Source organism: Corallococcus sp. CA054B, from assembly GCF_003611625.1.
Lineage (GTDB): Bacteria > Myxococcota > Myxococcia > Myxococcales > Myxococcaceae > Corallococcus > Corallococcus coralloides.
This window is the reverse complement of record NZ_RAVY01000008.1, coordinates 1-13,357: the sequence shown is the minus strand read 5'-3', so window position 1 is coordinate 13,357 and position 13,357 is coordinate 1. Positions and strand designations below refer to the sequence as shown.

At 70.7% G+C, this 13,357-nt stretch carries 10 protein-coding genes; 5 read left to right on the top strand and 5 right to left on the bottom strand.

Translation table 11 applies throughout. The features are described from left to right. Window positions 1-10 precede the first annotated feature (10 nt). Window positions 11-733 carry a 1-acyl-sn-glycerol-3-phosphate acyltransferase gene (locus D7V80_RS03565; RefSeq protein ID WP_120586810.1) on the bottom strand — a complete coding sequence of 241 codons (723 nt, stop codon included), beginning with the start codon at window positions 731-733 and terminating at the stop codon, window positions 11-13. Window positions 734-984: 251 nt separating this feature from the next. Between D7V80_RS03565 and zwf the strand changes: the two genes are divergently transcribed. Genes zwf through gndA form a run of 3 tightly spaced genes read left to right on the top strand, consistent with a single transcriptional unit; the run spans window position 985 to window position 4,637 of the window. Beyond that, a complete protein-coding gene (gene zwf, locus D7V80_RS03560; RefSeq protein ID WP_120586809.1) occupies window positions 985-2,526 on the top strand; it encodes a glucose-6-phosphate dehydrogenase in 1,542 nt (513 codons plus the stop codon). Beyond that, the gene (gene pgl, locus D7V80_RS03555) at window positions 2,523-3,188 is read left to right on the top strand and encodes a 6-phosphogluconolactonase (protein ID WP_120586808.1); all 666 of its coding nucleotides are present in this window, start codon (window positions 2,523-2,525) and stop codon (window positions 3,186-3,188) included. Before zwf ends, pgl begins: the two co-directional genes overlap by 4 nt. Before the next feature lie 21 nt (window positions 3,189-3,209). Then, entirely contained in the window at window positions 3,210-4,637 is a 1,428-nt protein-coding gene (gene gndA, locus D7V80_RS03550) for an NADP-dependent phosphogluconate dehydrogenase (protein ID WP_120586807.1), read from the top strand. Window positions 4,638-4,658: 21 nt separating this feature from the next. Here the strand turns inward: gndA and D7V80_RS03545 are convergent, their stop codons facing one another. From D7V80_RS03545 to D7V80_RS03535, 3 genes are all read right to left on the bottom strand, one after another. After that, window positions 4,659-6,287 (bottom strand): acyl-CoA synthetase, encoded by a 1,629-nt coding sequence (locus D7V80_RS03545; RefSeq protein ID WP_120586806.1) that lies wholly within the window; start codon window positions 6,285-6,287, stop codon window positions 4,659-4,661. A 127-nt stretch (window positions 6,288-6,414) separates the two neighbouring features. Beyond that, a complete protein-coding gene (locus D7V80_RS03540) occupies window positions 6,415-7,245 on the bottom strand; it encodes a zf-HC2 domain-containing protein (RefSeq protein WP_120586805.1) in 831 nt (276 codons plus the stop codon). Continuing rightward, a complete protein-coding gene (locus D7V80_RS03535) occupies window positions 7,242-7,799 on the bottom strand; it encodes an RNA polymerase sigma factor (RefSeq protein WP_120586804.1) in 558 nt (185 codons plus the stop codon). Before D7V80_RS03535 ends, D7V80_RS03540 begins: the two co-directional genes overlap by 4 nt. Window positions 7,800-8,226: 427 nt before the next feature. Between D7V80_RS03535 and D7V80_RS03530 the strand changes: the two genes are divergently transcribed. After that, the gene (locus D7V80_RS03530; protein WP_120586803.1) at window positions 8,227-9,234 is read left to right on the top strand and encodes a cupin-like domain-containing protein; all 1,008 of its coding nucleotides are present in this window, start codon (window positions 8,227-8,229) and stop codon (window positions 9,232-9,234) included. A gap of 13 nt (window positions 9,235-9,247) precedes the next feature. Here the strand turns inward: D7V80_RS03530 and D7V80_RS03525 are convergent, their stop codons facing one another. Further along, on the bottom strand, window positions 9,248-11,998 hold the full coding sequence (locus D7V80_RS03525) for a CHAT domain-containing protein (RefSeq protein ID WP_120586802.1): 2,751 nt from the start codon (window positions 11,996-11,998) through the stop codon (window positions 9,248-9,250). Between the two features lie 513 nt (window positions 11,999-12,511). Between D7V80_RS03525 and D7V80_RS03520 the strand changes: the two genes are divergently transcribed. Beyond that, window positions 12,512-13,357 (top strand): polysaccharide lyase (locus tag D7V80_RS03520; RefSeq protein ID WP_233585113.1); only part of this gene is annotated, 846 nt, incomplete at its 3' end.

Below are 13,357 nucleotides of genomic sequence, written 5' to 3'. Positions count from 1 at the left end.
CCGTGAGCCTTCAGCCCACCCGCGCGAGCGCCTCCACGAACTGCTCACGCACGCGCGTGGCCAGCGCCGCCGAGTCCGGCCCGAACGTCTCCGGCGGCAAGGCCGGCATCACCTGCACCGTGACGGTGGCGCGAGGGCTCATCCACGGCCCGTCCCCATCCACCAGCTCCCGCGTGCCGCGCACCAGCACCGGCACCACCGGCACGTGCTCCTCCAGCGCCAGCTGGAACGCGCCGCGCTTGAAGGGCAGCAGCTCCCCGGGCGAGTACGTGCCCTCCGGGAAGATGAGCACCGGGATGCCCTTGCGGAGCCACCGGCGGCACGGGCCCAGCAGCTGCTCCATGGACGTGGAGCTGCCGCGCACGATGGGCACGTAGCCCAGCAGCGTCATCATCCAGCCCACCAGCGGCGTGCGGAACAGCGACGCCTTCGCCACGAACTTGTACGGCGTGAACAGCCCCATCACCGCCAGGATGTCCGCGAACGACTGGTGATTGACGACGTAGACGCACGGCCCCTGGGGCAACAGCTCCCGTCCCTCCACCCGCACGCGCCAGCCGGGGGACGCGTGCAGCCACAGCCCATAGCACCAGCGGCACACCAGCACGTGCAGCCACTGGCGGTTCGGGTCCAACGGGTACGCCACCACGAACAACACCGCGCCCAACGTGAAGAGGATGGGCGCGGTGACCAGGAACAGCGCGAAGAACCACAGCGAGACGACGTAGCGCATGCGAGAGAAGGAGCTTCCGTTCAGCGCGACGCCGGAGGCGTCCGGTCCGCCAGGAGTACCACGTTCCAGGCAGCCAGCTCACGCCGGCCCGGCCGCCCGCGCGCCCTCCGACAGAGCCCGAGGGAAGCCGACGGAGCGCCCGAGCGCCGGGGCAGGCAAGACGTCAGGCCCGCGTCATTCTCCTGCAATGCGCTTGCAGGGCCGCCAGATTAGCGCCTTAAGGTGCCCGGCGAACCCGGAGGGAGAACCGCATGGACGCGCAGGGAGTGCACATCGAAACCCATCCCCGTGAGGGCGAGCCGGTGTTCAGCGCGGGGCGCCCGGACCCCTGCACCCTGGTCCTCTTCGGTGCCACGGGCGACCTGGCCGAGCGCAAACTATTCCCCGCCCTCTTCGAGCTCGCCCGCGCTGGCCTGCTCCCCGAGAACTTCGCCATCGTCGCCTACAGCCGCTCCAAGCTGGAGGACGGCCCCTTCCGCGAGCACGTGGAGGAGGGCCTGAAGAAGTTCGCCCGCACGCAGCCCCTGGATGAAGCCGCGGTGAAGCGCTTCACGGAGAGCATCGAGACCGCCTCCGGCGGCTACGACGATCCGGAGGCCTTCAAGCGCCTGGGACAGAAGCTCCAGGACCTCGCGAAGCGCCGCAAGACGGACGGCAACCAGCTCTATTACATGGCCACGCCGGCCTCCACGTTCCCGCAGATCATCCAGAGCCTCTCCGGCGCGGGCCTGATCAAGCGAGAGGAGCAGCCCGGCCAGAAGCCCTGGCACCGGCTCATCATCGAGAAGCCCTTCGGCCACGACCTGGAGAGCGCGAAGGCCCTCAACAGGACGCTGGGCTCGGCGCTGGATGAGCAGCAGATCTTCCGCATCGACCACTACCTGGGCAAGGAGACGGTGCAGAACATCCTGGTGTTCCGCTTCGCCAACGCCATCTTCGAGCCGCTCTGGAACCGCCAGCACATCGACCACGTGGAAATCACGGCGGCCGAGGCCATTGGCGTGGAGGGCCGCGGCGGCTTCTACGACGAGACGGGCGTCATCCGGGACATGGTGCAGAACCACCTGCTCCAGGTGCTGGCCCTGTGTGCCATGGAGCCCCCGGTGTCCTTCGCCGCGGAGGACATCCGCGACGAGAAGAACAAGGTCTTCCGCGCGCTGCGCCCCGTTGAAGGCGGCGACGTGCCCCAGCACGTGGTGGTGGGCCAGTACGAGGGCTACCAGGACGAGAAGGGCGTGAAGAAGGGCTCGCGCACGCCCACGTACGTGGCGATGAAGATGAACATCGACTCGTGGCGCTGGCAGGGCGTGCCCTTCTACCTGCGCGCGGGCAAGAACTTGAAGAAGCGCCTGACGGAGGTGTCCATCCACTTCAAGACGGTGCCCCTCGGCCTGTTCAGCGGCGGCGGCGCCACGTGCCAGCGGCTGCAGCCCAACGTGCTCACGCTGCGCATCCAGCCGCACGAAGGCATCGCGCTGTCCTTCGAGTCCAAGATTCCCGGCGAGGACGTCAACATCGGCGGCGTCACCATGGACATGGACTACGCGGAGAGCTTCAAGAAGCCCGTGCCGGAGGCGTACGAGCGGCTGCTCCTGGACTGCATGCGCGGCAACGCCACCCTCTTCGCGCGCCAGGACAGCGTGGAGCAGGCGTGGGGCTACATCACGCCCATCCTCCAGGCGCTGGAGACGGACGCGGGCGGCACGGTCCACACCTACGCCAAGGGCAGCAAGGGCCCTGACGCCGCGGACGCGCTGCCCGCGAAGAACGGCCGGCGGTGGTCCACGCTATGAGCCAGCCCCTCATCGTTCCCTCCGAGCAGCTGACCCGCGAGGCCGCGGACTGGATGGCGCGCGAGCTGGAGAAGGCGCTCGCGACGAAGCCGCGCGTGAGCCTGGCCCTGTCCGGCGGCAACACGCCCAAGCCCGCGTACCGGATGCTCGCGGACCACAAGCTCCCCTGGGAGCGCGTGGACGTGTACTTCGTGGACGAGCGCTTCGTGCCGCCGGACCACAAGGACAGCAACTACCTGCTGGTGAAGCAGTCGCTGATTGAGCCGCTGAAGCTGCCGGACACGCAGGTGTTCCGCATGCAGGGCGAGCGCACGGACCGCGACGCCGCCGCGCGCGACTACGAGAAGACGCTGCCCGCGAAGCTGGACGTGGTGCTCATCGGCGTGGGCGAGGACGGCCACACCGCGAGCCTCATGCCCGGCCACCCCGCCCTGCAGGAGCGCACGCGGCGGGTGCTGGCGGTGGAGCAGAGCGCGAAGCCGCCGCCGTGGCGGATGACGCTGACCTTCCCCGTGCTCCAGGGCGCGGGCGCGGTGCTGGGGCTGGTGGCCGGCGAGGGCAAGCGGGACGCCATGCGGCGCATCCTCGCGGGCGATATGTCCCTGCCCGCGTCGCACGTGACGAACACGCAGTGGATGTTGGATCCCGCCGCCCACGGGTGAGGCGGCCCTCTGGAGGGAACGATGAGCGAACAGACGAAGCCGGCGCAGTTCGGCGTGGCGGGCATGGGCGTGATGGGCGCGAGCCTGGCCCTCAACATCGCGGACCACGGCTTCCGCGTCGCCGTGTGGGACCGCCACCCGGAGAAGCTCCAGCAGGTCCAGCAGGAGAACCCGAAGCAGGCCCTGCAGGGCTTCGCGGAGCTGGAGAAGTTCGTCGCCGGCCTGGAGCGCCCGCGCCGCATCCTCCTGATGATCACCGCGGGCGCCCCCGTGGACGAGATGATGGGCCGGCTGTTCCCGCTCTTGTCGCCCGGTGACGTCATCATGGACGCGGGCAACTCCTGGTACCTGGACACGCGCCGCCGCGAGGCCCTGTGCAAGGAGAAGGGCTTCCACTTCCTGGGCATCGGCGTGTCCGGCGGTGAGGAGGGCGCGCGCAACGGCCCGTCCATCATGCCCGGCGGTCCCAAGGACGCGTACGCGCTGGTGCAGCCCGTGCTGGAGGCCATCGCCGCGCGCAGCGAGGAAGGCCTGTGCGTCACCCACGTGGGCCCGGAGGGCGCGGGCCACTTCGTGAAGATGGTGCACAACGGCATCGAGTACGCGGACATGCAGCTGCTCGCGGAGACGTACGACGTGCTCCGCCGCGGCCTGGGCCTGGACGCCGCGACGCTGGCCGACCTGTTCTCCAAGTGGAACGAGGGCATCGCCGAGTCGTTCCTCCTGGAGACCACCATCAAGGTGCTGCGCAAGCGCGACCCGGAGACGGGCAAGCCGCTGGTGGACCTGGTGCTGGACAAGGCCGGCCAGAAGGGCACGGGCAAGTGGACGGTGCAGGTGGCGCTCGATTTGGGCGTGCCGGTGCCCTCCATCGCGTCCGCGCTGGACGCGCGCAACCTGTCCTCGCGCAAGGACGAGCGCGTGGCCGCGAGCAAGAAGCTCCACGGCCCTGACATCTCCCTGTCCTCGGAGGAGAAGAAGGAGCTGGCGCAGTGGGCGCATGACGCGCTCTACGCGGCGCGCGTGGTGACGTACGCGCAGGGCATGCGGCTCATCCAGGCGGCGTCGGACGAGTACAAGTGGGGCGTGTCGCTGGCGGAGATGGCGCGCATCTGGCGGGGCGGCTGCATCATCCGCGCGAAGCTGCTCACCCCGCTGCGCGAGTCCTTCCAGCAGCAGCCCACGCTGCCCAACCTGATGGTGTCCGAAGCCTTCTCGCCCGTGCTGGACAAGCTGGCCCCGGCGTGGCGCAAGTTCGTGGGCGTCGCGACGAAGGCGGGCATCCCCGTGCCGGTGTTCAGCAGCAGCCTCGCGTACCTGGACAGCTACCGCAGCCCGGAGCTGCCGCAGAACCTCACCCAGGCCCAGCGCGACGCGTTCGGCGCGCACACCTACCAGCGCCGGGACAAGCCCGACGCCGGCTTCGTGCACACGGACTGGCTGAAGTAGTCCCCTGCCCTGCGCGCCGCCCTACTTCTTCTGGGTGGCGCGCAGCTCGGCGCGGCGGATCTTCCCGCTCACCGTCTTGGGCAGCTCCGTGACGAACTCAATCTCGCGCGGGTACTTGTAGGGCGCCGTGGTCTTCTTCACGAAGTCCTGCAGCTCCTGCGCGAGCTGGGGTGACGGCGTGTGGCCCGGCGTGAGCAGCACGTACGCCTTGATGCGGTGGCCCAGCTTGTCGTCCGGCACGCCGATGACGGCGGACTCGGCCACCGCCGGGTGCTCAATCAGCGCGGACTCCACCTCGAAGGGGCCCACGCGGTAGCCGGACGTCTTGATGACGTCGTCCGAGCGCCCCACGAACCACAGGTAGCCGTCCGCGTCGCGCACCGCGCGGTCGCCGGTGACGTACCAGTCCCCCCGGCTGCTGGCGGCGTTGGCCGCGTCGTCGTTGAGGTAGCCCGCGAACAGGCCCACCGGCCGCTCCGGCTTCACGCGCACGGCGATGTCGCCCTCCTGCCCGTCCGCCACTTCATTGCCGTGCTCGTCGATGACGGCCACGGTGAAGCCCGGGGACGGCCTGCCCATGGAGCCCACGCGCGGTTCCATCCCAGGGAAGATGCCCACGATGACCACCGTCTCCGTCTGGCCGTAGCCCTCGCGGATGTGCAGCCCGGTGGCCTCCTTCCACGTCTGGATGACCTCCGGGTTGAGCGGCTCACCCGCGCTCAGCGAGTGGCGCAGCGAGGACAGGTCCACCGCCTTCAGGTCCTGGAGCACCAGCGCGCGCCACGCGGTGGGCGGCGCGCAGAAGGTGGTGACCTTCTCCCGCTCCAGCACCTTCAGGAAGCCCACGGGGTCGAACCGGCCGCGGAAGTCGTAGACGACGTTGCACGCGCCCACGCTCCACGGACCGAAGAGCTTGCCCCACGCGCACTTCGCCCAGCCGGTGTCGCTGAGCGTGAGGTGCCGGTCCTCCGGCTTCAAGTCCAACCAGTAGCGGCCGGTGATGAGGTGTCCCTGGCCGTAGCTGGACTGGGTGTGCAGCACCATCTTCGGCATGCCGGTGGTGCCGGACGTGAAGTAGATGAGCAGCGGATCATCCGCCTTCGTGGGCGGGAACGCCGTCGCCTGGGATTCTGACAGCGCTTCCGATGTGTATCGCGTCCACGGAGAAGGCGCGTCGCCGGTGGACACCCACGTCGTCACGCCGGGGGCCTGGCCCTGCACGCCCTCGAAGCGGTCCAGGCAGCTGCCGTCGGTGAGGACGGCCTTCGCGCCGGAGACCTCCAGCCGGTAGCGGATGTCCTTGGCCGTGAGCATGGGCGTGCCGGGCATGAAGACGATGCCCGCGCGGATGCAGCCCAGCACCAGGAACCACCACTCCGGCACGCGCGGCATCAGGATGAAGACCCGGTCGCCGCGCTTCAGGCCCAGCCCGGTGAGGAAGCGCGCCGCGTGCAGCGAGCGCTCCTTCAGGTCCTGGAAGGTGAAGCGCTGGGAGCGCCCGGACTCGTCGGACCACTGGAGCGCGGGGGCCTGGGGCCGCTCGGCCGCGTGCCGGTCGATGACGTCCGTGGCGAAGTTGAAGTGCGCCGGCCGCTCCCACCGGAAGTCACGGTAGGTGGACGCGTAGTCGGCGGATGAAGACTCGGGCATGGACGGCTCCTGGAGTGTTCCGACAACCCCAGCAGCCTGTCACGTCATCCCGAGGAACGAGTCACGCACCCCGCGCGAAAGCGCCCGGTGGTGGACGCTCGTGACGCGCGGGGGAATCCAGGGTGCTTCAGCGAGCGGCGGCGCGCAGCTCTTCCGCCAGCTTGCGCGCTTCGTCGCTCCAGCCCGGCTCGCCCAGCGCGGCCACCTGGTCGAAGTCGCGCGCGGCGCGGGCTTCCTGGTGCAGGGCGCGCAGCGCGAGGCCGCGGTTCCACAGCGCCTGAGGGTTGCGCGGATCCGCGCGCACCACGGGGTCCAACAGCGCCAGCGCGTCCTGGTAGCGGCCGTCCTGCAGCGCCACCACCGCCAGGTCGCTGTCGCGCGCCAGCGACGCGGGCTCGCGCGCCAGCACCGCCTGCGCCTGCTGCCACTGGCCGTGCAGCACGTAGGCCGCGACGATGCCGCGGAAGTCCTTGCGCTCCTCCATCTCCGCCAGCGGACGCAGCGGCAGGGTGCCCTTTCCGGCCTCCACGCCGTCCGCGCCACCGCGCATGGGGCTGTAGCGGCGCCACTGGTCCGCGCGCGGATCAGACAGGCGGGCCTCCAGCTCGCGGGTGGTCTGGTTCTCCAGGAAGACGATCGCCGGCACGTCCGTGGCGGGCATCATGCGCGGCACGAAGACGGCGCAGAGGCTGGCGGCCATGGCCAGCGGCGCCACCACGCGCGCGTTCTTGCGCACCCACGCGCCCAGCGACACCACGTTGCCCTCCGGCTTCGCGGCCGGCGCTTCCGCCACGCCCGTACCCAGGGCCCGCGCCGCCAGCAGCTCCAGCTGGAGCAGATCCCTGAGGCCGCCCTCGCAGGCGGCACAGCGCGGCAGGTGGTTCCGGAAGCCTTCGGCGTCGGACTCGGACAGTTCGCCGTCCATGAAGAGATGCAACCGGGTGCAATGCGCGTTCATGACTGGACCCCCCGCTCCCGGGCCACTGCCACGCTCGGGAGGAGCAGTTCCCTCAGGTCCCGGCGCGCCAGCGTCAGCCAGCTGCCCACGGTTCCCACGGGAACGTTGAAATGTTCAGCGATGGCCTGATAGCGGCGGCCTTCCGCGTGAAGCCTGTACGCGTCCCGCAGGTGCGGCTTGAGCTGCTCGATGGCCGCCTGGAACGCTTCGTTGCCCACCAGCTCCCAGTTCTCCTGGTCGCCATCCCCCGTCACCGGCAGGTCCTGCACCAGCGCCAGGTGCGGCAGCCCCCGGCTCTCCGTGCGCTGCCGGCGGCAGTGGTCCAGGAACCGGTTGGTCATGGTCGTGCACAGCCACGCCGCGCACGCCGCTTCCGTCCGGTCCTTCAGATGGCCAAACTCCGGCAACGCCCGCTCGAAGGCCTCCTGGACCAGGTCTTCCGGGTCCAGGGCGCCGCGAGCGCACAACCGCCGCGCCACCGCCAGCAGGCTGGGTCGGTGTCGCTGGATGAACGCCTCGAAGTGGCGCTTTTCCCGGTTGAAGAGATTGGCCATGACCCAAGGCCCCGAAGTGACTGGTGGGCTTTCCTGACTAAAGACGCCGAGCGGTTCGTTTCTTGAGAGAAAAATGCCCGGAAGGGCAGACAGGCCTGCCCGGCAGGAGGCTCAGCGAGCCCCGTCCCCCCCTCCATCAGGGGGGGCACCGACGGCGGCGGCAGCGGGCGGCGGCGGCGCGGGCCGCGCTCGCTGCAGGTGGGGTACGAGTTCTTCACATGCGGGGCGCTGGTGTCCGGTTCGAAGGCACCGGGGGAAACGGACGACACGTCTCCGGAGGTCATGGATCTTTTCTCCTGCTACGAGGGGAGTCCTGCGTAAACCGAGGCTGGGTGGATTGGGACTTTGGGCCGTCCATAACATGGACGGCCCTCCCGGCAGCAGGGGCCCCCCGGCCCCTGCCTCCAAGGATTTCAAGGAGTTCCGAATGAACGAAGACACGTCCCAGCTGCGCCCCGAGTGGCGACAGTGGCTGGCGGAGAACCTGGCGCTGGGGGTCACGGAGGAAGACGTACAGAAGGTGCTGGTGTCGTCCGGTGTGGACCCCGCGGTGGCCCGGGCGGAGGTGGCGGCGGTGGGCGCCCATCCGTACTTCCGGGCCTGCCGGCAGGTGGCCCGGCACTTCGGCTGGATGGAGTCGCTGATGGACGTCTACAGCGCGCTGCGGGCGCAGGACGGGGGCCGCGAGCTGGAGGTGCGCCACGGGGTGAGCCCCGAGGAGTTCTTCCAGCGCTACTACTTCGGTCACCGGCCGGTGGTGCTGCGCGGGATGATGGCGGACTGGCCGGCGCTCCAGCGCTGGTCGCTCACGTACTTCCGCGAGCGGCTGGGGAGCGTGGAGGTGGAGGTGATGGTGGGCCGCGACGCGGATCCGGAGCACGCGGCCTTCCAGGACCGGCACCGCTCGCGGATGCCGTTCTCCGACTTCCTCACCCTGCTGGAGACGGGGACGCGGACGAACGACTACTACATGGTGCCGCGCAACGAGAACTGGCGCGAGGGCGGGCTGTCGCCGCTGCGCGAGGACCTGCGGGCCCCGGCGGGCATCATCGAACCGGACCTGCGCGAGGACATGCTGACGCTGCTGCTGGGGCCGGCGGGCACCATCACCCCGCTGCACCACGACAACATGAACATCCTGTTGGGCCAGGTGCTGGGCCGCAAGCACGTGCGGCTGGTGCCGTCCTTCGAGCGCCACCGGGTGTACCCGCACCGGGGCACCTTCAGCCACGTGAACGCGGACGCGCCGGACCTGACCCTGCATCCGCTCTACGCGGAGGCCACCGTGCTGGAGGCGGTGCTGGAGCCGGGGGACATGGTGTTCCTGCCCGTGGGCTGGTGGCACTGGGTGAAGGCGCTGGACGTGAGCGCCAGCGTCACCTTCCACCACTTCCGTGTTCCCGGCGGCAACACGCATCTGGAGCCCCCTCTCTGACCTTCGCGCCGGGTCACTCGGCGTTTTCGACCAGCAGCACGGCACGCGTCCACCCGGCCCGGGCGTCGCGGGACAGCCACGCCTGGCGCTCGTCGCGCAGCGCGATGGCGGCGGGGACGCCCGAGTGGATGCGCCGGCGCACACCGTCGAAGAAGCGGCCCGCCGCGTCCGGGATGTCCACGGTGGAGGCCAGCACCGCTCTCGCGCCCGAATCAATGAAGGCCGCCGGCAGGCTGAAGGGCTCCGTGCTCTGCAGGGCCGTGGTGCGGCCCGCGCTGCACGCGGCCAGGAAGACGGTGGGCGCGCCGGTGAGCCGGTGCTCCCGCACCACGTCCGCGGTGAGCGCGTAGCGGCCGTTGACCTCTGGGGACAGCACCACCAGCGACGCGCCGGAGAGCGTGCGGTCGGTGATGCCGTGGGCGTGGATTTCAATCTCCGTGGCGTCCGCCATGCGCGCCAGCACGCGCGAGGGCGTGGCGTCCGAACCGGACAGCACGTCCGGCGGAGCGCTGCCGGGCTCCGCGTCCGGCGTCCACGTGGGCAGCCGGGGCAGCTGCAGCAGCGACGGCGTCTCCACGCCGGCCACCACCAGGCGGCGGGTGGCCGCGGGGGCCGGGCGGGGACCGCTGACGCGGCCCAAGCGGAAGCTCCACGCCAGCTCCGCCGGCAGCAGGTCCGTGCGCCCGAAGATGGGGGCCCACGCGAGCACGTCCACGCGCTCGCAGCTGGCGAGCGTCTGGCGCAGGGCGTCCGGCACCAGCCGGGACGAGTCCGCGTGGGCGAACGCCACCTTGCGCGAGGCATCGTAGTGGCCCTTCACCTCGCCCTTGGGCCCCAGCGCGACCAGCACGGTGCGCTCCGCGTGGACGCTGGCGGCCAGCGCGCACCGGGTGGGCACGGGCGTGCCCAGCTGGGCGGCCATCAGCGTCACCACCTTGGGGAACTCACCGGCGCGGCCCGCGTCCGTCGCCAGCGACGAATAGGCGAGCGCCCACGACTCGCGCGCCAGGGCGTCCCCGCGCGGCAGCGCGTCCGCCCGGGTGATGGTGTCGCGCAGGAACGCCTCGCCCCGGCTCCGGTCCTGATCCAGGAGGAAGCGGCCCTCCAGGTAGCGTTCGTAGACCTGGTCGCTCTTCGTGACGACCGGGCCCGCCAGCATCTTCGTGGAGATGGCCCGCATCCACGCGGCGTCCCCGGAGCCGGAGTTCGTGCGCGCCAGCTCCGCGAGCGTCGCGCCGAACATCGGCTCCATCGGGTTGTCGGAGCAGGCGGCGGCCAGGTCCAGCTCGCGCCGGGCGGCCTCTGGCCGCAGGTCCTGGTAGTGCAGGTGCGCCAGCTGCACGTGGGGCCAGTAGCAGCTGACCGAGGCCCCGCGGGCCATCCACTCCTCCAGGTACGCGCGGGCGCTGCCCAGGTCGTTGCGGGAGCGCGCCACGTGGCTGAGGATCTCCAGGGCGTTGAGCTCCAGGTCCCACTCGCGCAGCTGCCGGGCGCCCGCCCACAGCTGCTTCGCGTGCTGCTCGGCCTCGGAGACGCGCTGCATGTCGCCGTAGAACATGGCCAGCCGCCGCTCCAGATCCAGGCAGCGCACCGACACCGTCGTCTCACGGCAGCGCTGGAGCGCGCCGAAGTAGCGCTGCTCGGCCTTCCACCACGCGCCCTCCAGTATCTCCTTGCGCGCCTGGTCCCGCTCCGCGATGTCCGCGAACCAGGGGTCGTTCGTCTTCTGGATGCGCGCGAGCGTGTCCTGGAGGTCCCGCGTGGCGTTGCTGCGGCCGCGCAGCAGGGCGCCCAGGTAGATGTCGTCGTCGCCGGACAGCCGCGCCCGGTCCAGGAGCGCATCCGGGACCCCGTGGCCCGCCCGCAGGGACTGCGCGTACTGCCGCGCCAGCGTGCTCCGGCGGGAGAAGTCGCGCTTCGCCACGCGCTGCACGTAGTCCGTGAGCACGCTGCCGCCATGCAGCCGGTCCAGCTCCTTCGCCAGCGGCAGCAGCGCCTGCGCGCGCTCCTTCGACTCCGCGGCGCGCACCACGTCATAGAAGATGCCGCGCACGGTGCCGGGCATCTGCCGGGCCGCGTCCATGGGCAGGGGCGCCTTGGGGTCCTCCATCAGGGCCAGGGTCGCGTCGCGCGCGGCCTTCCACTGGCGCTGGCGCTCCAGCGTCGCCTCGCGCAGGGCCAGCGCCTGGGCGTGGGCCTCGCGCCCCCAGCCCTGCTCATTGCGCTTCGCCACCTCTTCGAAGAGCGCCGACGCGCGCAGCGTCAGCCCCATCTCCCGGAACACCAGCGCGCGGTTCCACTGCGCCTGCGTGAGGTTCGGCTTCGCGGCGAGCGCGCCGTCCAGGAGGCGCAGCGCGCGCTCATGGTCCCCCCTCGCGAGCGCCACCGCCGCCAGGTCGCTGTCGCGCTCCGGCGAGCCCGGCGTGCGCTCCAGGAAGGAGGCCGCCTGGTTCCACTCGCCCTCCAGGGCATACGCCGCCGCGATGCCGCCCCAGTCCTGCTGGGCCTCCATTCGGGCGAGCGGGCCCAGGGGCATGGGCTCGGCGGGCACCGGGCAGCCGCCCGCGGGGGCGCGTGAGCGGTAGCGGTCCGCTTCCGGGTGCGTGAGGCGGGCCTCGATACGGGCCGCCGCCCGGCGATCCGTCCAGAAGGTGTCAGGAAGGGCCTGCGGCTGCGCCCGGGGCTTCAGGGCCGCGACGCCAGCAGCCAGGAGGGGGATGGCCAGTGCCAGCGCCCAGAGACTCATCTTCGCCGGCTTCACCATGCGGTCCCCTCGGGCGTCTCCCCCCTGCCGCCCCTCCGGGCCGTTCTACACCAACCTCCGACGAACGCCGACCTGGCTCCGTCCCCTGCCTCCAGGCGTTCCATGACGCGGTGGGCAGCAAGGCGGTGGGAGAACAGGCGCATCGGATGTTTGGGGTGACACACGCACCAATAGACGGGCTGCTCCGCCGATCTTGAAAAAAGGCCCACTTCCCACGTCCGATGCGACAGGGAGACAGGGCGCCGGGCCGTCAGGTTGTTGAGGGGATGACGCCCGGGGGCTCGGCTGCACGGCTGCTCTCGACGGATGGTTTGAGCGCCCGCATCCGCCCGGAATCACGCACTTCGGCATGCCTGGGGAAGTGACGGGCGGCAGGGCCTTGTCCCCCTCATGCCCCACCAGGCGACCCGCCGGGCGCGCGTCTGGCAGGGGGTTGGCAGGCGGGATGGGGCGGGAAGGCTTTTTTCCCGCCGCGTGTCCCCTTGGCCCAACCCGGACCGAAAGGACCCCTGTTTGAAGCGACTCCTTCAGCTCGTTGCCGCGGCCTCCCTGATGCCCGCCCTGTCTTTCGCTGGCGTCATCTGGAAGGGCGACTTCGAGACCGGCAACACGTCCCAGTGGACGCGCCAACAGGCCGTTGCCAACAGCCGCTTGCAGGTCGTGACAGATGTGGTGCGTGACGGCAGGTACGCCCTCAAGGCCACGGTGAAGCAGGGCGACAATCCCATCAACGCCAGTGGCAACCGCAACGAGCTGCTCTACCTGACCCACGAGACGCAGGGGAAGGAGTACTACTACAAGTGGAGCACGCTCTTCCCCTCGAACTACCCGGTGCATGACTCGTGGCAGGTCATCACCCAGTGGCACCAGGAGAGCTGCTGTGGCTCACCGCCGCTGGAGTTCTTCGTGCGCGGGGACAAGATCAACCTGCGCGTGGGCGGCAACACCACGCCCGTGCTGTGGCAGACCTCCATCAACAAGGGCAACTGGCACGACTTCGTGCTGCACGTGAAGTGGTCCTCGGACAAGAAGGTCGGCTTCGTGGAGCTGTGGCACAACGGCGAGCACGTGCTGCCGAAGACCTACGGCGCCAACCAGTTCGGCAAGGAGCTGAACTACCTGAAGATGGGTCTGTACCGCGACGCCGCCATCAAGCCCGAAGGCGCCATCTACCACGACGGCTTCACCATGGGGACGACGCTCGAGGACGTGATGCCTCCCGCGCCCGCGCCGGTGGAGCCCGCGCCCGCGCCCACGCCCGTGCCGGATGACACGAACATCCCCGCGGAGGACCCGACGGTGGAGGCCCCGGTGGCGGAGACGCCGCAGCTGCCCACCACCCCGCTGCCCACCGTGGGC

Coding starts and splice junctions, on each gene's coding strand:
- D7V80_RS03565 (WP_120586810.1), bottom strand. CDS start 733: ATGCGCTACGTCGTCTCGCTGTGGTTCTTCGCGCTGTTCCTGGTCACC.
- zwf (WP_120586809.1), top strand. CDS start 985: ATGGACGCGCAGGGAGTGCACATCGAAACCCATCCCCGTGAGGGCGAG.
- pgl (WP_120586808.1), top strand. CDS start 2,523: ATGAGCCAGCCCCTCATCGTTCCCTCCGAGCAGCTGACCCGCGAGGCC.
- gndA (WP_120586807.1), top strand. CDS start 3,210: ATGAGCGAACAGACGAAGCCGGCGCAGTTCGGCGTGGCGGGCATGGGC.
- D7V80_RS03545 (WP_120586806.1), bottom strand. CDS start 6,287: ATGCCCGAGTCTTCATCCGCCGACTACGCGTCCACCTACCGTGACTTC.
- D7V80_RS03540 (WP_120586805.1), bottom strand. CDS start 7,245: ATGAACGCGCATTGCACCCGGTTGCATCTCTTCATGGACGGCGAACTG.
- D7V80_RS03535 (WP_120586804.1), bottom strand. CDS start 7,799: ATGGCCAATCTCTTCAACCGGGAAAAGCGCCACTTCGAGGCGTTCATC.
- D7V80_RS03530 (WP_120586803.1), top strand. CDS start 8,227: ATGAACGAAGACACGTCCCAGCTGCGCCCCGAGTGGCGACAGTGGCTG.
- D7V80_RS03525 (WP_120586802.1), bottom strand. CDS start 11,998: ATGGTGAAGCCGGCGAAGATGAGTCTCTGGGCGCTGGCACTGGCCATC.